14 protein-coding genes, 1 tRNA gene and 1 pseudogene are annotated in these 18,681 nt (G+C 74.4%); 9 read left to right on the top strand and 7 right to left on the bottom strand.

The window, feature by feature from the left end:
• Nucleotides 1-37: 37 nt before the first annotated feature.
• Nucleotides 38-1,249: a cupin domain-containing protein gene (locus tag FKN01_RS09110; RefSeq protein ID WP_143618326.1), complete on the bottom strand. Its 1,212-nt coding sequence runs from the start codon at nucleotides 1,247-1,249 to the stop codon at nucleotides 38-40.
• Here FKN01_RS09110 and FKN01_RS32835 point away from each other — a divergent pair.
• Nucleotides 1,240-1,623, top strand: a complete 384-nt coding sequence (locus FKN01_RS32835) for a hypothetical protein (protein ID WP_221939360.1) — start codon at nucleotides 1,240-1,242, stop codon at nucleotides 1,621-1,623. The two genes, FKN01_RS09110 and FKN01_RS32835, sit on opposite strands and share 10 nt — an antisense overlap.
• Nucleotides 1,624-1,712: 89 nt before the next feature.
• Here FKN01_RS32835 and FKN01_RS09100 read toward each other — a convergent pair whose 3' ends face one another.
• Nucleotides 1,713-4,001, bottom strand: coding sequence for a glycosyl hydrolase family 18 protein (locus FKN01_RS09100; RefSeq protein ID WP_143618310.1), 2,289 nt, complete (start codon nucleotides 3,999-4,001; stop codon nucleotides 1,713-1,715).
• A gap of 211 nt (nucleotides 4,002-4,212) precedes the next feature.
• Between FKN01_RS09100 and FKN01_RS32495 the strand changes: the two genes are divergently transcribed.
• The 5 genes from FKN01_RS32495 to FKN01_RS09080 all read left to right on the top strand — a co-directional run bounded on the left by FKN01_RS32495 (nucleotide 4,213) and on the right by FKN01_RS09080 (nucleotide 9,588).
• Nucleotides 4,213-4,285 (top strand) — tRNA-Ser (locus FKN01_RS32495).
• Between the two features lie 27 nt (nucleotides 4,286-4,312).
• Nucleotides 4,313-5,449: a gala protein gene (locus tag FKN01_RS09095; protein WP_143618308.1), complete on the top strand. Its 1,137-nt coding sequence runs from the start codon at nucleotides 4,313-4,315 to the stop codon at nucleotides 5,447-5,449.
• Entirely contained in the window at nucleotides 5,446-7,185 is a 1,740-nt protein-coding gene (locus FKN01_RS09090) for an ankyrin repeat domain-containing protein (RefSeq protein ID WP_143618306.1), read from the top strand. Before FKN01_RS09095 ends, FKN01_RS09090 begins: the two co-directional genes overlap by 4 nt.
• A complete protein-coding gene (locus FKN01_RS09085) occupies nucleotides 7,182-8,396 on the top strand; it encodes an AAA family ATPase (RefSeq protein ID WP_143618304.1) in 1,215 nt (404 codons plus the stop codon). Before FKN01_RS09090 ends, FKN01_RS09085 begins: the two co-directional genes overlap by 4 nt.
• A 4-nt stretch (nucleotides 8,397-8,400) precedes the next feature.
• Nucleotides 8,401-9,588 (top strand): DUF2201 family putative metallopeptidase, encoded by a 1,188-nt coding sequence (locus FKN01_RS09080; RefSeq protein WP_143618302.1) that lies wholly within the window; start codon nucleotides 8,401-8,403, stop codon nucleotides 9,586-9,588.
• 7 nt (nucleotides 9,589-9,595) lie between these two features.
• Here the strand turns inward: FKN01_RS09080 and FKN01_RS09075 are convergent, their stop codons facing one another.
• Nucleotides 9,596-10,594, bottom strand: a complete 999-nt coding sequence (locus tag FKN01_RS09075; RefSeq protein ID WP_260696825.1) for a fibronectin type III domain-containing protein — start codon at nucleotides 10,592-10,594, stop codon at nucleotides 9,596-9,598.
• Nucleotides 10,595-10,741: 147 nt separating this feature from the next.
• Here FKN01_RS09075 and FKN01_RS09070 point away from each other — a divergent pair, with 147 nt between their 5' ends.
• Both FKN01_RS09070 and FKN01_RS09065 read left to right on the top strand, forming a co-directional pair.
• Nucleotides 10,742-11,803, top strand: a complete 1,062-nt coding sequence (locus FKN01_RS09070; RefSeq protein ID WP_260696824.1) for an amidohydrolase family protein — start codon at nucleotides 10,742-10,744, stop codon at nucleotides 11,801-11,803.
• A 37-nt stretch (nucleotides 11,804-11,840) separates the two neighbouring features.
• Entirely contained in the window at nucleotides 11,841-12,431 is a 591-nt protein-coding gene (locus tag FKN01_RS09065; RefSeq protein ID WP_143618298.1) for a TIGR03086 family metal-binding protein, read from the top strand.
• 54 nt (nucleotides 12,432-12,485) lie between these two features.
• Here FKN01_RS09065 and FKN01_RS09060 read toward each other — a convergent pair whose 3' ends face one another.
• Nucleotides 12,486-13,169 (bottom strand): alpha/beta fold hydrolase, encoded by a 684-nt coding sequence (locus tag FKN01_RS09060; RefSeq protein ID WP_185992797.1) that lies wholly within the window; start codon nucleotides 13,167-13,169, stop codon nucleotides 12,486-12,488.
• Between the two features lie 108 nt (nucleotides 13,170-13,277).
• Here FKN01_RS09060 and FKN01_RS09055 point away from each other — a divergent pair, with 108 nt between their 5' ends.
• Entirely contained in the window at nucleotides 13,278-14,054 is a 777-nt protein-coding gene (locus FKN01_RS09055) for a chitosanase (protein ID WP_398931639.1), read from the top strand.
• A gap of 56 nt (nucleotides 14,055-14,110) precedes the next feature.
• Here FKN01_RS09055 and FKN01_RS09050 read toward each other — a convergent pair whose 3' ends face one another.
• From FKN01_RS09050 to FKN01_RS09040, 3 genes and pseudogenes are all read right to left on the bottom strand, one after another.
• On the bottom strand, nucleotides 14,111-15,559 hold the full coding sequence (locus FKN01_RS09050; protein WP_398931590.1) for a nucleobase:cation symporter-2 family protein: 1,449 nt from the start codon (nucleotides 15,557-15,559) through the stop codon (nucleotides 14,111-14,113).
• A 277-nt stretch (nucleotides 15,560-15,836) separates the two neighbouring features.
• A pseudogene (locus FKN01_RS09045) lies at nucleotides 15,837-17,231 on the bottom strand (8-oxoguanine deaminase); the annotation flags it as partial.
• Between the two features lie 42 nt (nucleotides 17,232-17,273).
• A complete protein-coding gene (locus FKN01_RS09040) occupies nucleotides 17,274-18,671 on the bottom strand; it encodes a nucleobase:cation symporter-2 family protein (protein WP_143618293.1) in 1,398 nt (465 codons plus the stop codon).
• Between the last annotated feature and the right edge of the window lie 10 nt (nucleotides 18,672-18,681).

Raw genomic sequence — 18,681 nt, 5'->3', positions numbered from 1 at the left:
CTCACCGGGCGGTTGGGACTCACCGGACGGCCGGGGCTCACCGGGCGGCCGGGACGAGGACGCCGGCGCGCAGCAGCCTGCCCGCGCAGGCGAGGCCGAGGTCGCCGGCGGTGCGCACCTCGCCGGCGAGCAGCCGGGCCAGGGCCGGGAGGTCCGCCTCCGGGAAGTCGAGCCAGCCGACCCGGGTGACCAGGCGGCGGCCCTCCAGGCGGGCTTCCAGCGCGGCCCGCAGGCGGACCGGGGTGCCAGGGCCGAGTCCGTCGACGGCGGCGAGCTGGGCGAGCGGGCCGAGCGGTGCGGGGCGGGCCTGGGCGCGCCGCGCGCGGTGGAAGTGCGGGGCGGGGTCGGTGCCGGCCAGGGCCGCGATGAGTCGTTCGCGTACCGGAGGGGCTTCCTCGTCCGGGCCGGCCACGCCCAGCGGCAGGGAGCCGCGCGCCCAGGGGTCGTCGCGCAGCTCGGCGAGCGCGGCGCGCATCAGCTGTTCGGCGAGGGCGTACCGGGTCCAGGTGTGGACGCCGAGCGTCAGGTGGATGGCGACCTCGCCCTGGGCCTCGGCGGCGTGCAGCCACCCGCGCGGCAGGTAGAGGACGTCGCCGGGTGCGAGCACGGCGTCGAGGTGCGGTTCGCCCCCGGCGGCCTCGGCCACGGCGCCTCGGTGGTCGGTCCAGGGCTGGTCGCGCAGCGGGTCGGGATGCACGGGGCGGTGGACGGTCCAGCGCTTGGTGCCCTCGATCTGGAGCACGAAGACGTCGTGGACGTCGTAGTGCGCGTCGAAGCCGCGGTTCTGCGGCGGGGTGACGTAGGCGTTGGCCTGGACCGGGTGGCTCAGTTCGGCGGCGAGCGCGTCGGTGAGCTCGCCGACCGGGGCCCAGGTGCGGTGGAGCGCCTGCAGGACCAGCGTGGCGCCGTCCGCGAACTCCCGCCACAGCGCGGTGTCGTCGGCCTGGTCGCCGATCGTGGCGCCGACCCCGGCGGGCGAGGTGAACGAGGCGTCGGGCAGCGTGGCGCCGTTCTTGGCGACGCGGAGGAAGGGCGTACGCAGGCCGCGCCGCGAGACGAGTTCGTCCACGGCGGCGGCGGAGAAGAGGTCCGAGAAGTCACCGGCCCGGCGGGTGAGCAGGGCCTCGCGGCCCCAGAAGTCGCGGGCGAACGCGGCCCGGCCCGTGCCGGGGGTCAGGCGCGACTCCAGGACCCCGGGGGCCGCCTTCGCGGCCAGGGGGTCCTGGGTGCCGGCCGGTGATGTGCTCAAGAACGGTCCGCGCCGCCGTCTGCCCCGCCGTCCTGGACGCCGGGCGTGCCCGCCGCGCCACCGTCGGCCGGACCCTCGGCGCCACCGTCCGCGCCGCCGTCATGGACCCCCGGCGTGCCCGCCGCGCCACCGTCGGCCGGACCCTCGGCGCCACCGTCCGCGCCGCCGTCATGCACTCCCGGCGTGCCCGCCGCGCCACCGTCCGCAGGGCCCTCGGCCCCTCCGTCCGCGCCGCCGTCGTGGACGCCCGGCGTCCCGGCCGCGCCACCGTCCGCGGGGCCTTCCTGCTGGTTGGGGTCCTGCTCGGGGCTGGTCATGGTTCCTCCCGCGCGTCGAACGGCTGGGGCCGGACCCGTGACCGGGTCCGGTGGTGAGGCACGGCGGTGCCACGGGGGCACCGCCGCGACCAGCCTACCGCTATGGGCGGTAAGTCTCGATTTGGGGAGAATCAACCGATGGCGGGCTATTTCAGCCCGTTGTCGAGGGCGCCCATCAGCGTGCCCTGGGTGGTGTCGCCCGACATCTCCCAGACCATGACGCCGAGCAGCCCCTTGTCCTTCACGTAGTCCGTCTTCTTGCCGATGGACCAGGTGTCGTCGAAGGACCACCACTGGCTGCCGGTGTAGCCGTACGTGGAGATGGACTGCTCGTCGTGATGGACCGTCATCGTCGGATAGGCGCCGATGAGGTTCGAGTAGCCCCGGGTGCCGGCCTCCTCGGCGAACTGACCGGGGGCGGCCCCGCCCGCCGGCTGCCACTCGCCCGCGGCGCCACCGTCGGTGACACCCTGCCAGCCCCGGCCGTAGAACGGGATGCCGAGGGTCAGTTTGCGGGGTTCGACGCCCGCGTCGGTGTAGGCCTTGATGGCGCTGTCCGCGCTGAAGTGGAAGTCGTACGGGTCCTGGGCGTCGTTGTAGAGGTTGGCCTGGTGGCCGGTGCGGTTCGGCTCCCAGGAGTTGTCGCTGCCGGAGCCGTGGAAGTCGTAGCCCTGGACGTTGGCGACGTCGAGGGAGTCGAAGACCTTGGACAGGTCCCAACCCTCGTCGATCTTCTGCGGGTCGGCGGGGGTGAAGGCGGTGAGGAGCCGGTGGCCGCCGCCCAGCGCGTCGAGCTGCCTGCGGAACTCGGCGAGCAGCAGGGTGAGGTTGTCCTTGTCGTCGGGCGAGTAGTGGTTGCCGGGGTGCCCGGTGCCGGTGCCCGGCCACTCCCAGTCGATGTCGAAGCCGTCGAAGATGCCGGCCGCGCTGCCCGGGCCGCCCGCGCCGTTGTACTCGGGCAGGTTGCCCTTGATGTACATGTCGATGCAGGAGGAGACGAACTTCTTGCGGGCGGCGTCGGTGGCGGCGACGTCGGAGAAGTACTTGGAGTACGTCCAGCCGCCGAGCGAGACCACGATCTTCAGGTCGGGGTGGAGCTTCTTCAGCTTCTTGAGCTGGTTGAAGTTGCCGCGCAGCTTGGCCCAGCCGTCGTCCGCGACCCCGTCCACGGACTGGGCGGCGCTGAACGGGCGGGCGTAGTCGGCGTCCGCGTCACCCGCGCCGGTGCCCTGCTCGGGGTCCTGGGGGTCGGCGGTGGTGCCCTTGGTGACGCCGTTGAGGCAGGTGAGGTTGTTGGGGTCGATGTTGGCGAAGGCGTAGTTGATGATGTCGAGCTTGTCGGCGGCGCCGGAGGTCTCCAGGTTCTTGACGAAGTACTGGCGCCCGTAGATGCCCCACTGGACGAAGTAGCCGACCTTGGCGTAGTTGCCGGCGCCGACGATGTCGTCGGTCTTCACGGTGAGGGTGTTGCTCGCCGGGGAGGCGTTGTCGGCGGCGTCGCGGGCCTTCACGGTGAAGGTGTACGAGGTGGAGGGCGAGAGGCCGCCGACCGTGGCGGTGGTCGTGGTGCCGGAGACCGTGGTGGCCAGGGCGGAGCCCCGGTAGATGTCGTACGCGGCGACGCGCTGGTTGTCCGTCGCGGCGTTCCAGGCCAGGGTCACGGAGGAGGAGTCGGTGGCGGTGGTGCGCAGGGCGCCGGGGGCCGTCGGGGCCGAGGTGTCGGTGGCCGGGTCGACGGTCGTGACGGTCAGCGGGGCGCTCTCGGCGGAGACGTTGCCCCGGGTGTCCTTGGCCCGGACGGTGAAGGCGTAGGCGGTGGCCGGGGTCAGGCCGGTGACGGTGGCGGAGGTGGCCGCGGTGGCGGAGCCGACGACCTTGCCGCCCGCCAGGATGTCGTACGAGGCCACGGGGAAGTCGCCCGCGGTGGCGGCCGTCCAGGACAGCGACGCGGTGCGGGCGGTGACATCGGTCTGCTTCAGCCCGCTCGGCGCGCCCGGGGGCGCGTCGGCGGAGCCGTCGCACTTGTCGCCGTTGATCCGGCACCCGGTCGGTGCGGTGATCGGGCCGGTGGCGACGAACCAGAAGCTGTACGGCTCGGTGCTGCTGTGCGCGGCGACCGTGCCGTTGTAGTGCGCGTTGACGGCGGTGATGTGGCTGCCCTGGGTGGTGGTGGTCCCGTTGTACGAGGACTGGATCGCGACCCCGGCGGGCAGGTCGAACTCCAGGCTCCAGCCGGTGACGGCGGTGTCCGTGTCGTTGTGCAGGACGTAGGTGCCCTTCCACCAGGGGCCGTTGTCGGCGGAGGTGAAGGTCGCCGTGAGCTTGCCCGCCGCGTGCGCGGGGACGGCCTGCAGGGACAGGAGCGCGAGGAGGAGGCCGAGGACGGCGAGCAGCGCGGTCGCCGTTCTCCGTCTGAGTGGCATGTGCTCGAACATGGTTCTCCCTTACGGCAGGGACCGGTGAGGCGGTCCTCGGGGAGGTGCGGATGTCGTGCCATGGAGCATCCGGGAAGGTAATTGGTCTGGACCAAGTCGTCAATAGGTACAGACCACTTGGGATTCGCGCGCTTTCCGGCCGCCGGCGCCCGCGCAACTGTTGGTGCAGGTGTGCGAATTGATCGACATCATGGTTAGGATCACCGACGGCAAGGCTGTAGCGCAGAGGTCGTCGCGCCCTAGCAGCTAGCTGGAGGACGTCGGTTCGAATCCGACCGGTCTTGCCGCCTTTTCGCAAACGGGGGTAACAGATGTCGCAGCCGATGCCGGTGCGCTGTCCTGCCATTGACCATCCTGACCTGCCCCTCGCCGATCCGGCGCTGCTCGGGCCGCTGCTCGACCGGCTGGTGGCCGGGGAACCTGTCGGGGCCGACGAGACGTTCCCGCTGGGCGCGCTGCGCGCCGACGGGCGCGTGGATCTCTGCAAGCAGGGCCTCGGCGCGGCCGGCGCCGCCCTGGTCATGCCCGCCGCCGCCCGTTCCCCGCACGCCACCCACGTACTCCTCGGCACCAACTCCCTCGGGGACGAGGGCGCCGCGGCCGTGGCCGCGGCGACGGCCGGGTCCGGACACGGGCTGCACACCCTCTACCTCGGCTGCAACCGCATCGGCGCCGAAGGGGCCGCCGCCCTCGCCGCCGCCCTGGCCGACGACGCCACCGTCCGGGCCCTCTGGCTCAAGCGCAATCCCCTCGGCGACGCGGGCGTCCGCGCCCTGGCCCCGATGCTGCGCCGCAACACCGCGCTGCGCACCCTCGACCTGGTCAACACCGGGGTCACTGCCGACGGACTCGCCGCCCTGCTCGACGTCCTGAGCACCCGTCCGCGCCCCGTCGAACGGCTCTTCCTCGGCGGCAACGGGCTGGGCGCCGACGCCGCGCCGCTGCTGGCCCGGCTGATCCTGGACGCGGGGGTGCGGGAGCTCTACCTGCCGTCCAACCACCTCGGCGACGCGGGCGCCGCCGTCCTCGCGGGCGCCGCCGACCCGGCCCGCCCGGTCCGGCTCGGCCTGGGCGGCAACGGCATCGGACCCGGGGGAGCCCGCGCCCTGGCCGGCGCGCTCGACGGCATCGAGGCGCTGGACCTGGGCCGCCCGCCCTCGGAGCGCTCCCTGGGCGCCCCGGCCAACGTCACCGGGGACCTCGGGGCGCAGGCGCTGGCCGAGGCGCTGCCGGGCAGCCCGCTGCGCCGCCTCGGACTCAGCCACACCGGGCTGACCGGCCGTGGTGCGAAGACCCTGCTCGCCGCCGTCGCCCCCGGGTCGCGGCTGGAGTACGTGGGCCTGGGCCCCGGACTGCCGCGCCGGGTGAAGCGCTCCTTCGCGGCGCTGCTGCGTCCGGACGGCGGGGCCCACGCCGATCTGCGCGCGGTCAGGAGCCTGTACCGGTGAACCGGCGGGACGTCCGGCTGTTCCTGTCCGCGCAGGAGGCGTCCAGTTGGCGCCAGGTCCGCCGCTACGCGGTGCCGCGCTCCATGATCGAGGAGTCGGCCGCGCGCCGGGAGGCCGGGGACTGGCGCGGGGCCTGCGCGGCGGCCGGCTTCGATGTGCGCGTCGACCCCGACCGGGTCTCCGCCACGTACGGCGCCGGGGTCGCCGAAGCCCTGCTCGCCGACCTCCGGGACCTGGTGCCGGACCTGCTGCGCTGGCACCTGCCCCGGATTCTCGCGGGCCGCTCGACCCTGGCCACCGAACGGACCGTCCTCCTCGCGGGCTACGGCTCCGCGCCGGACGCGTATCTCCAGGTGTCCACCCCGCCCATGATCGACGGCCCCCAGCGCCTCCCGCTCCGCTTCGGCCCGCTGCGGCGCCGGGCCACGCCCGACGTCACCGACGACTGGCGGTCACTGGGGCACCTGTGGCGCGCGAGCCTCGCCGGTGAGCTGCGCGCCCGGGCCGGCGGCGCGGACCGGCTGCCGTTCCTCGCGGCCGACGGCACGCCGCTTCCGGTGGACCGGCTGCCGCACGGCGACCCGGGCGCCGGCGACCAGGTGGCCCGTGCCGAGTGGCTGCATCTGCTGCACCACGAGGGCCGCGTCACGGAGGCGCTGGCGGCGGCCGGGATCGAGTGGGACCCGGAGCCCCCGCAGATGCCCTCGTACTACCGGACCGCCCCCGAGACGATCGTGGCCGGTCTCGCGCTGGACGTGCCCCGGCTGGAGACGGAGGTGCGCCGGTTCGCCGCGCTCGGCACGGCGGAACGCTTCCAGATCGGCCACGACTGGCGGGCCCGCGTCCTGCTCGGCTTCACGGGGCCCGGACTCGCCGGCCGGCTGCGGATCAAGGTCGTCAGCCGCGAGACCTCCACCGGCGCGGCCTTCCTCCCCGAGGCGCTCTGGCGCAGGCTGCCCGACCTGGACCTGCTCGGCGACGGCCTCCTGACCCCTTCGGACCTGCATCCCCTGGTGGCCCGGTCGCTCTTCCCGGACCGCACGGGGCCGTTCGGGCCGCCCGGGGTCACAGCGCCCGCTCCGGTGCGGGTGCGCTGCCGGGGCGACTGGCACGAGGTCCGCTTCCGGGACGGGATTCTCGGCTCCCCGCACACCGCGCGGGAGCGGCAGCGGGAGAGCGCGCTGCGCGCGTTCGGCGGGGCGGTGACCGGCTGCTTCGCCGTGGAGCACGCCTGCCTCACCGGCACGGGGCGGCTGCCCAGGGCGCTGGCCGCCCAGCGGCGCGACCTCTTCCTGCGCGCCCAGCACGGGGACACGGCGGGGGTCGTGGCGCTGCTGGACGCGGGCGTCGATCCGCGCATCCGGGACGGCGGCAAGCACACGCTGCTCCACGTCCTGCCCCTGCTCGACCACACCGTGCTGCTCCCCCGGCTGCTGGCGGCCGGCCTCGACCTGGAGGCCCGGGACCACCGCGAGCGCACCCCGCTGAGCGTCGCCGTCTCGGGGCGCGGGTCGGCGGCGCTCGTCCGGGACCTGGTCGACGCCGGCGCCCGGATCGACGTGAGCGACCAGACGGAACTCTCGCTGGAACAGATGATCCGCAAGTACCGGCGGACCGATCTGCGGTTCCTCGCGGAACGGGTGCTGCGGGAGCATCCGGACGCCGGCTCGGAGTGGTGGGACGAGTGGAACGAGGACGAGGGCGGCTACGACGACGAGGAAGGTGAGGACGCGTGAGCACCGTGGCCCCCGGCGCCCCCGCAGCAGCGCCGACGCATCCCCTGGACGCCGCCGACGCGCTCGGCCGGCGGCTGCGCGCCACCCGGACCGAGACGGTCGCCAGCCCGCAGCTGGAGGCGCTGGCCCTGGCGGTGACCGCCAATCAGCCGGTGCTGCTCTGGGGCGAGCCGGGCATCGGGAAGTCGGCGGGGCTGGAACAGCTCGCGGCGGGCCTCGGCCTGGACCTGGAAACCGTCATCGCCAGCGTGCACGAGCCGTCCGACTTCGCGGGGCTGCCCGTCGTCGGGGACGACCCGGCCACGACCGGGGTCCCGATGGCCCCGCCGGACTGGGCGGTCCGGCTCGCCCGGAAGGGCCAGGGGCTGCTGTTCTTCGACGAGTTGTCCTCCGCTCCCCCGGCCGTGCAGGCCGCCCTGCTGCGGGTCGTCCTGGAACGCCGGGTGGGCAGCCTGAAGCTCCCCGACTCCGTGCGCATCGTCGCGGCGGCCAATCCGCCGTCGAGCGCGGCGGACGGCTGGCACCTGAGCCCGCCGCTCGCCAACCGCTTCGTGCACCTGCAGTGGACGCACGACCCGCGCACCGTGGCACGCGGCATGGCCGGCACCTGGCCCGAGGCGCCCGTCCCCGTGGTCGATCCCGCCCGGGCCGCCGGGGCCGTGGCCCGGGCCCGGGGCGCGGTCTCCGGGTTCCTCACCGCGCGCCCGGGTCTGGTGCACCACCTCCCGGCCGACGCGGAGGGCCGGGGCAGGGCCTGGCCGTCGCCCCGGACCTGGGACATGGCGCTGCGGCTGCTCGCCACCGGCTACGCGACCGGCACCGGCCGGGACGCCGTCGCCGCCGCCCTGGCGGGGGCCGTCGGGGACGGGGCGGGCATCGAGCTCCTGTCGTACCTGGAGAATCTGGACCTGCCCGACCCGGACCGGGTGCTGGCCGATCCGGACGCCTTCGCCCTGCCCGAGCGCGGCGACCGGCAACTGGCGTTCCTGATCGCGGTGGTGGCCGCCGTCCAGGCCGAACCGACCCGATCGCGCTGGGAGGCGGGCTGGGCGGTGCTGGCGAAGGCCGTCGCGGCGGGCGTGCCGGACGTGGCGGCCCGGGCGGCGATGGACCTGGCGTCGATGCGGGACACCGACTGGCCGGTCCCGGAGGGCATCGACGCCTTCCTGGAACTCCTCCAGCTCTCCGGCGCGCTGCCGGGGAGCGCCTGAGGTCATGCCCGTACCGGAGCGGCTCCCGCTGGACCACACCAAACTGCTCGCCGCGCGATACCGGGCGGCGAGCGACCGGCCGTACCTCGCGACCGCGCTGTACGCGCTGTCGGTGGTGGCGAGCGACCGGGTGCCGACCATGGGCGTGGACCGGCACTGGCGCTGCTACGTGTCGCCCGCCTTCGCGGAGCGGACGCCGGTCGCCGAGCTGGCCGGGGTGTGGGTGCACGAAGTGGCGCATCTGCTGCGCGACCACCACGGCCGGGCCGCCCGCCTCCCGGCGGCCGACCAGCGCGACGCGCACCGGGTCAACGTCGCCCAGGACTGCGAGATCAACGACGACCTGATCGCCGACGGGCTGCGGCTGCCGGAGGGGCGGATGGAGCCCGGGCTCTTCGGGCTGCCGTCCGGCCGGCTCTTCGAGACGTACCTGCCCGCGCTGCCGCCCGGACCGCCGCCGCACAACTGCGGTTCGGGCGCGCACGGCCGCCCCGAGCCATGGGAGCTGCCCGGTGCGCAGGGGCCGTCCCCGCTGAGCGCGACGGAGGCACAGGCGCTGCGGCGGCGTACGGCCGAGTCGATGCGCGCCCACCAGCGCACCCGGGGCAGCCTTCCGGCGGGCTGGCGGCGGTGGGCCGAGGAGGTCCTGGAACCGACCGTGGACTGGCGGCAGGCGCTGGCAGGCGCGGTACGGGAGGCGGCGGCCTGGGCCTCCGGCGCGGTGGACTACACCTACCGCCGCCCGTCCCGGCGCGGCGCGGCCCTGCGCGGTGTCGTGCTGCCGACGCTGCGCCGCCCGCTGCCCCGGGTGGCCGTCGTGGTCGACACCTCGGGCTCGATGGGCGACGACGAACTCGCGGCGGCGCTGGGCGAGGTGACGGGGGTGCTGCGGGAGGTGGGCATCCGGGGGAACCGGGTCTCCGTGCTGGCCTGCGACGCGGATGTGCACGCCGTGTCGCGGGTGACCTCCGCCGACCAGGTGGAGCTGGGCGGGGGCGGCGGCACCGACATGCGGGTGGGCATCGCCCGGGCCCTGGCCGCCCCGGAGCGGCCCGGCATCGTGGTGGTCCTCACCGACGGGCACACCCCGTGGCCCGACGAGTCGCCCTCGTGCCGGGTCGTCGCCGCGCTCATCGGGGCGGACGCCCCGCAGCCACCGCCGTGGATCGAGACGGTCCGGGTCCCCCTCTGACGCGGGCTCACTTGCCGAGGACCACCGTGAGCGGCTCCGAGAAGTCGCCCCACTTGCCGTCGGGCAGCTGGGCGCGCAGCGTGATCGCGTGGCTGGTGCCGCGCGGTTCGGCGGTGGTGTACTGGTAGGTCGCCCGTTCGGTGGGCGGTTCGGCGCCCCAGGCGATGGTGGTGGTCATCTTGCCGTCCAGGTAGAGCTGGTAGGTCTTGATCTCGCCGTACGCCTTGGGCGGTGCCCACTCCAGGTCGACGGCGTACTCCTTGCCCTGGACCTCGGTCCTGGCCCGCAGGCCGGTGGGGGCGGTGCTCGCCGGGGCGCCGGGGGCGGACGCGGTGGTGAGGTGGAAGGCGTTGCTGTCGGGCGACGAGGTGTTCGCGGCGTCGCGGGCCCGCACGGTGAAGGTGTAGGCCGTGCCGGGGCGCAGCCCGGTCAGCCGGGCCGTGGTCGTCATGCCCGGCACGGTGTGGATGCGGGTGCCCTCCTGGTAGACGTCGTACGCGGTGACGCCGACGTCGTCCGTGGAGCCGCCCCAGGAGAGGGTGGCGGCCCGGTCGCCGTCGGCCTTGCCGCGCAGCTTCACCGGACGGCTGGGGGGCGCGTGGTCGGCGGGCGCGGGGGCGGGGGTGGTGACGCGGACGGCCTTGCTGGGCGCGGAGAGGTTGCCGGCGGCGTCGCGGGCGCGGACCGTGAAGGTGTAGGCGGTCGAGGCGGTGAGCCCCTCCACGTCGATCATCACCTTGGCCGCGGGGACGGCCTTGACCTTCTTGCCCTCCCGGTAGACCTCGTAGCCGGTGACGGCCGTGTCGTCGGTGGCGGCCTTCCACATCACGTGCGCGGAGGTGGCGCTGCTCGCCTGCACGGTGACCCCGCGCGGTGCGGTGGGTCTGCTGGTGTCCCCGTGGGTCTCGGAGCCGGAACCCGACCCGGAGCCGCAGGCGGTGGCGAGTGCGGCGAGGAGCAGGGCGGCGGCGCAGGCCGGCGCGCGACGCGTGTGAGGGGATCGCACGGTGTTGCCTTCCGTCCGGAAGCAATGGTCCAGACCTGTATCGCATGTGCCGGGGCCCGCCGACAAGTGCCCGGAGCCGAACCTTCCGCAATGTGCCGGTGTGCACCCGCCGTTCGGCGCGCGCGGCGCCTGACGTACCGTCTGCGGATGCTGTGCATACGAGGTGTGGTGCTGCCCGAGCGCGAGGAGCGGACCTTCTGGATCGAGGGCGAGGTGCTCCGCGAGGGCGCCCCGCCGGGCGGGTTCGCCGGGCGGCATGCCGAGACCGTGGTCGACGGCGGCTGGCTGCTGCCCGGGCTGGTCGACGTACACACGCATCCCGGGGCCACCGACCCGGGCACGCCCTTCGACGGGGAGCTGCTGCGCGAACACCTGCGGGCGCACCGGGACGCCGGGGTCCTCGCCGTCCGCACCCCGGGCACGGCCGCGCGGATGCCGGCCTGGGTCGACGAGGACCGCGAGCTGCCCCGCGTCACCTCGGCCGGCCGGTGGCTGGCCACACCCGGCAGGTTCTTCCCCGGGGCCGGCCGGGACGTGAGCGAGGCGGACCTCGTCCGGGCGGCCGTGGAGGAGTCGGCGGCCTCCTCCGGCTGGTGCAAGGTCATCGGGGACTGGCGGCTGGACGAGCCCCCGGTGCCGCTCGCGCTGCTCACCGAGGTGGTGGCCGCCGTCCATGCGGCGGGCGGCAAAGTGGCGGTGCACTGCCAGACCGCGGAGGGCTCCCGCAACGCGGTCCTCGCGGGGGCGGACAGCCTGGAGCACGGCATGCATCTGGACCCCGGGCTGCTGGACCGGATGGCGGCGCGGGGCACGGCGTTCGTGCCGACGCTGGCGGCGTTCGGCAGGGGCGTGGACGCGATGCGGGCGCGGCAGCCGAGCCGGCGCCGTGATCTGTGGCTGGCCGGCTGGGAGGCCATGTCCGGCAACGTCCGGGCCGCCCACGAGGCGGGCGTCACGGTGCTGGCCGGCACCGACTCGTTCCCCTGCGGGACGGTGGCGAGCGAGTCCGCGTGGCTGGCGCGGGCCGGGCTGCCGGCCGAGGCGGCGCTCGGGGCGGCGTCCTGGACGGCCCGGTCGTGGCTCGGCCTGCCGGGACTGGTGGACGGGGCGCCGGCCGACCTGGTCGCCTACGACACCGACCCGACCGCCGATCCGGCGGCGCTGGACCACCCCCGCCGGATCGTTCTGCGGGGACACGTGGTGCGCTGACCGATGAGACGGGGGCGGTCCGGCAGTCTGCACGGGTATGGACACACAACCGCTCGACCTCGAACCGGCCGCGCGCCGGATCACCGCCCAGCTCGACGCCGTGGACGACGGCGCGCTGGGAGCCGCGACACCCTGCCCCGGCGTGACCGTGGGCGCCCTGCTCGCCCACATCGAGGGCCTGGCCGTCGCCTTCCGCGACGCCGCCCGCAAGGAGCCGGGGCCCGCCACCGACTCGGCGCCCTCCGTGGAGTCCGGCGTCCTCGCATCCGGCTGGCGCACCACCCTGCCGGCCGCGCTCGACGCGATGGTCGCCGCCTGGCGCTCCCCCGCCGCCTGGGAGGGCATGACCAGGGCGGGCGGCGTCGACCTGCCCGGCCAGGTCGCGGGGATGGTCGCGCTCAACGAGCTGGTGCTGCACGGCTGGGACCTCGCGAAAGCCACCGGGCAGCCCTTCGACGCCGAGGAGGCGCACCTGCGCAGCACGCTCGCGCTGCTGGCGGACCAGGGCGACGGCCCCTCGGCCGACTCCCCGTTCGGACCGCCGGTGCCGGTCGCCGATGACGCGCCGCTGCTGGACCGGGCGGTGGCGCGGGGCGGGCGGCGGCCGGACTGGCGGCCCGAAGGCTGAAGGGGGCGGGCCCGGGGCGCACGCGCCGGAGCGCGCCCCGGGCCGCCCCGCCCCTCAGCTCGTGAAGAACTCCGTGATCCGCTGGGCCGTCTGCTCCGGATCGGCCTCGTGCGGACGGTGGCCGCCGCCCATCGTGACCAGGTGGCAGTCGGGGATCATCGACGCCATGTCCTGGAGGCGCGCCTGCGGCATCGTGCTGCCCGGCCCCCCGGCCAGCATCAGCGTCGGCGCCACGATCTCCCCGAGGCCCCGCGCCCAGGCCGGATCGGGGTCCGCCAGCTCGCCGTTCACCGCCGCGAGCACCGCCTCGTCGTAATCGGCGGGCCCCTCCGGCTCGACGGCCGGGCCCGCCGCCCCGGGGAACGGCGGCGGGGTCTCCACCAGCACCAGCCGCTCCACCCGGTCCGGGTGCTCCTGGGCGAGGAGGTGGGCGACGACCCCGCCCATGCCGTGGCCGACCACGCCCGCCCGGTCCAGCTCGCACTCGTCCAGGAACCCGAGCACGTCGTCGCGCATCAGCTCCAGGTCGTACTCGTCGGGCCAGTCGCTCTCGCCGTGGCCGCGCAGGTCGATTCCGTACACCCGCCACTCCCGCCCCAGCAGGCTCCCGGCCGCTTCCCAGCTCGCCGCGCTCGCGCCGAGGTCGTGCAGCAGTACGACGGGGGACCCGAACGGGTCACCCCAGCTCCGGTAAGCCAGCCGCACGTCGCCGACATCCACCACAGACTGATCATCCATGCCCCCGACGCTACCGCCGAATGCGCCGGCATCACGCCCCTGGCCTGGCAGGCTGGAGCGGTGAAACCCATCCCGCGTGCCCTGGTCACCCCGTTCGCCGCCCTCCTGATGTCCGTCACCGCGCTCACCGGCTGCGCCGAGGCCGGGGGCACCTCCGGCAAGGGGCCGCAGGGCGGGCTCGCCGCTCCGGCGAAGAAGGACATCGCCATGCGGCTGGTCTCCAGCGCGGAGAACTCCACGCTGGACTGGAAGGCGCAGTACGAGTACATCGAGGACATCGGGGACGGACGCGGCTACACGGGCGGCATCATCGGCTTCTGCTCCGGCACCGGCGACATGCTCCGGGTCGTGGAGCGGTACGCGAGCTCCCGGCCGGGCAACGCGCTGGAACGGTTCCTGCCCGCGCTGCGGCAGGTGCGGGGCAGCGACGCGCACACGGGGCTCGGCGGGCCGTTCACCCGGGCCTGGGCCGAGGCGGCGAAGGACGCGCGGTTCCGGGAGGCGCAGGACGCCGAGCGGGACGCCTCGTACTTCGATCCGGCGGTGCGCCGGGCGCAGGAGGACGGGCTGGGCACGCTGGGCCAGTTCGCCTACTACGACGCGTATGTGATGCACGGGGAGGCGGACGCGGACGGCACCACCGGTTTCCGGACGATCCGGAGCCAGGCGCTCGACGCGGCCAGGACCCCGGCGGACGGGGGTGACGAGACCGCGTATCTCGACGCCTTCCTCGACGCCCGCGTCGCCGCGATCCGCGAGGAGCCGTCGCACAGCGACACCAGCCGGGTCGAGACCGCGCAACGGGTGTTCCTGAAGAAGGGCAACCTCGACCTGGACCCGCCGCTCGACTGGAAGGTCTACGGCGACAGCTACCACATCGGCTGAACCACTCGTGGCGCGTACGGCCATCCCCGTACGCGCCACGCTGTGCCGGCCGCACGTCAGTGAGCCGCGACCTCCATCGCCTTGACCGGGTCGTGGCCGCCGGGGGCGGTCCCCGCCTCCGGGTCCGCTTTGCGGCCGAGGTGGTTGAAGGCCAGGTTGAGGACGATGGCGACCACGCAGCCGGTGGAGATGCCGGAGTCCAGGACGACCAGGAGGTCCTTCGGGAAGGCGTGGTAGAAGTCCGGCGCCGCGATCGGTATCAGGCCGACGCCGACGGCCGCCGCGACGATCAGCGCGTTCTCGCCCTTCTCCAGGGCGGCACCGGCCAGGGTCTGGATGCCGCTGGCGGCCACCGAGCCGAACAGGACGATCCCCGCGCCGCCGAGCACCGGCAGCGGCACCAGCGCGATGACGGACGCGGCCACCGGGAACAGGCCCAGCAGGATGAGGATGCCGCCGCCGGCCGCGACCACGAAGCGGCTGCGCACCTTGGTCATCGCGACGAGGCCGATGTTCTGGGCGAACGCGCTGCACATGAAGCCGTTGAACAGCGGGCTGACCGCGCTCCCGAGGGTGTCGGCGCGCAGTCCGCCCTCGATGGTCCGTTCGTCGGCGGGGCGGTCCACGATCTTGCCGAGGGCCAGCATGTCCGCCGTGGACTCGGTCATGCAGACCAGCATCACGATGCTCATCGAGACGATCGCCGCGATCTCGAACTGCGGGGCGCCGAAGTGGAAGGGGGTGGGGAAGCCGACCGCGTCGGCGTTCTCGATCGCGCCGAAGTCGGTGATGCCGACGGGGATCGCGATGAGTGTGCCGATGATCAGGCCGAGCAGGATGGCGATCTGCTGGAGGAAGCCGCGCAGCAGTTTGCGCAGGGCCAGCACGATGACGAGGGTGACCGCCGCCATGGTGATGTTGGTGGTGGAGCCGTAGTCGTGGGCGGTCGCGTTGCCGCCCTGGGACCAGTTGAAGGCGACCGGCAGCAGCGAGACGCCGATCAGGGTGATGACGGTGCCGGTGACCACGGGCGGGAAGAAGCGGACCAGTTTGCAGAAGTAGGGGGCGAGGACGAAGCCGAGGAGGCTCGCCACGATGATCGCGCCGAAGATGACGGCGATCCCGTCGTGTCCCCGGTCCTTGCCGATCGCCACCATCGGGGTCACGCCGGCGAACGAGACGCCGTTGACGAACGGCAGCCGGGCGCCTATCCGCCAGAAGCCGAGCGTCTGGAGCAGGGTGGCTATGCCCGCGGTGAAGAGACTCGCCCCCATCAGGAACGCGGTCTCCTTGGGGCTGAGGCCCACGGCGGGCCCCACGATCATGGGCGGCGCCACCACGCCCGCGTACATCGCGGCCACGTGCTGGAGGCCGCTGGTGAACATCTTCAGCGGGGGGAGGGTCTCATCGACCGGATGCTTCCGGTCGGACGGGGCCGTCACCGGCGCGCCGTCGGGGTGGGGGGTCGCACTTGCGTCGTCGCGAAACCTGGGCGTAGCTGCCACGGCGGTTCCTCCGGTCGGGTACACGTCGGCGGTGACGTGGGTGTCAGGGAGGTGGTGCCGGGGTCCGGTCCGCCGGACCGGACCCCGTGTCCTGCGGTGGTGCGGTGAGGCAGGTCGAACGGCTGGTGCGGGCAGCCGGGATCGCCGGTGCGGGTGGCGTGTGCGCGTGGGCGGCGCGCCACCCGCACCGGGTGCCGCGGACCCCGCTCGGGCCCGCGGCGGCCGGGCCGCGGGCCGTCCCCCGCGGCCGGCCGCGTTCGGGGCCGCCGGGCCGGCAGGCGCCGGCGGCGCGCTGGGCGAGGCGGCGGGCCGCGGCACGGGGGGCGCGGGCGATGGCCTCCTCGTCCGCGGTGACCAGGCGGCCGGACTCCACGACCGGCTTGCCGTCGGCCAGCGACAGGGTGACCGGGGCGGCGGCGCCGAAGACGAGCGCGGTGACCGGGTCGGCGATGGAGGCGTGGGCGAGGGTGTCCAGCTTCCAGAGGACCAGGTCGGCCAGCTTGCCGGCTTCCAGCGAGCCGGTCTGCGCGGCGCGGCCCAGGACCTGGGCGCCGCCGTAGGTGCCCAGGCGCAGTGCCTGACGGGCGTTCAGGGCGCGTTCGCGGTGCGGGCCGAGGCGGTTGATGAGGAGGGCGTTGCGCAGTTCGGTGTGGAGCTCGCCGGACTCGTTGGACGCGGTGCCGTCGACGCCGAGGCCGACCGGGACGCCGGCGGCGAGCATGTCCGGGACGCGGGCGATGCCGGCGGCGAGACGGGCGTTGGAGGACGGGCAGTGGGCGACACCGGTGCCGGTGCGGGCGAAGGCGGCGATGTCGGAGTCGTTCATGTGGACGCAGTGCGCCATCCACACGTCCTCACCGAGCCATCCGGTGGACTCGAAGTAGTCGGTGGGGCCCATGCCGAACAGCTCGTGGCAGAACTTCTCCTCCTCCACGGTCTCGGAGCCGTGGGTGTGCAGCCGCACCCCCTTGCGCCGGGCCAGTTCGGCGCCCTGGCGCATGAGTTCGGTCGAAACGGAGAAGGGCGAGCAGGGCGCGACGGCGACCTGGGTCATCGCGTCGAACGAGGCGTCGTGGTGCGCGTCGACGGTCGCCTCGGTGGCGGCGAGCGCGCCTTCCAGGGTCTCCACGGCGAAGTCCGGGGGCAGCCCGCCGTCCTTCTCGCCGCGGTCCATGGATCCCCGGGCGAGGGTGAAGCGTACGCCCAAGTCGCGGGCGGCCCCGATGATGGCGCCGGACAGGTCGCCGGAGCCCTTCGGGTGGACGTAGTGGTGGTCCATGGCGGTGGTGACGCCGCCGAGCGCCATCATGGCGAGCGAGCCCTGCGCGGCGGCGCGGACCATCGGCTCGTCGATGCGCGCCCAGGTCGGGTAGAGGGCGACCAGCCAGTTGAAGAGGTTGTGGTCGGTGGCCAGGCCCCGGGTGATCCACTGGTAGAAGTGGTGGTGCGTGTTGATCAGGCCGGGGGTGGCCAGGTGGCCGGTTCCGTCGATCCGGCGTACGACGTTCTCCAGGCCCTCGGGTGCCCGGCCGGCGCCGACGGACTCGATGCGGTTCCCGGCGACGACGACATGGCCCGAGGCGTACTCGGTGTCGGCGGCGTCGACGGTCGCGATCGAGCAGTTCTCGATGACGATGCGCTCCACCCGGTCCGGGGTTGCCGGTGCTGCCATGGTGCTTCCTTCTCTCATCTGGGATGTGGGCACGGCAGGACCCTAGGAGGATTTGAGTGCCACGGCGGTGCGGCCGTGGGTGCCGAGATGGTGGAAGAACAGGTTGAGCAGGACCGCGACGAGCGCCCCCGCACTGATCCCGGAGCCCAGGACGGTCTGGGCCCAGGACGGGAAGTCCGCGTAGAACCCGGGCGCGGCGAGCGGGACGATGCCCGCGCCGAGGGCCACGGCGACCAGGATGATGTTGGAGCTGTCGTCCAGGCCGGCCTCGGAGAGCGTACGGATGCCGCTGACGGCGATCGAGCCGAAGAGGACGATGCCGGCGCCGCCGAGCACGGGCATCGGGACGAGCGAGACGACCGCGCCGAGCACCGGGAAGAGGCCCAGGACCAGCAGGGCCGCCCCGGCCGCGGCGACCACGTAGCGGCTGCGGACCTTGGTGAGCGAGACGACGCCGACGTTCTGCGCGAACGCGCTCGTGGGGAAGCCGCCGAAGACGGGGCCGACGAGGGTGGCGATGCCGTCGGTGCGCAGGCCCCGGGTGAGGGTGCGTCCGTCGGTGCGGCGGTCGCAGATCTCGCCGACGGCCAGCATGCCGGCGGACGACTCGGTCATCAGGACGAGCATCACGATGCACAGCGAGAGGATCGCGGCCGGCTGGAACTCGGGCGCGCCGAAGGCGAACGGCGTCGGCACGGCCGCCAGCGGTGCGTCGCCCAGGGCGGAGAAGTCGGCGAGGCCGAAGGGTACGGCGGCCAGTGTGCCGATCAACAGGCCCATGAGCAGCGCGACTTGCCGCAGGAAGCCGCGGCCGAAGCGCTGGATGAGCAGGATGACGGCCAGGGTGAACGCGGCGAGCGCGAGGTACTTCATGTCGCCGAAGTCGGTGGCGTTCTTGTCGCCGCCCTGGGCCCAGGAGACCGGTACGGGCATCAGCGTGACCCCGATGAGGGTGATGACGACGCCGGTGACCAGGGGCGGGAAGAAGCGCAGGAGTCTGCCGAAGAACGGCCCGACGGCCAGACAGAACACCCCGGCGACGAGCACCGCGCCGTAGATCGCGGGGAGTTGGTGGCCCGGTGCGCTGGTCTCGGCGATGGCGAGCATCGGGGCGATCCCGGCGGAGGATGCCGCGTTGACGAACGGCAGCCGGTTGCCGGCGAGGCCGCCGATGCCGAGGGTCTGGAGGAGGGTGGCGCAGCCGGCGATGAGCAGGCTCGCCGCGATGAGCCGGGTCATGCCCGCCGCGTCGAGGCCGACGGCCTGGCCGATGATCAGCGGAGGGGTGACGACACCGGCGTACATGGCGGCGATGTGCTGGAGGGCGGCCGGCAGGAGCCGCGAGGGGGTGAGCTTCTCGTCCACCGGGTGCACCGCACGCTCCGGCGGGGTGGAACAGGGGCCTTCCGCTTCCGCGGGCCCGGATGCTGGCTGTGCCATGAGGATTCCC

This window comes from Streptomyces sp. 130 (assembly GCF_007096885.1).
Classification (GTDB): domain Bacteria; phylum Actinomycetota; class Actinomycetes; order Streptomycetales; family Streptomycetaceae; genus Streptomyces.
This window is presented reverse-complemented; position numbering and strand designations above follow the sequence as displayed.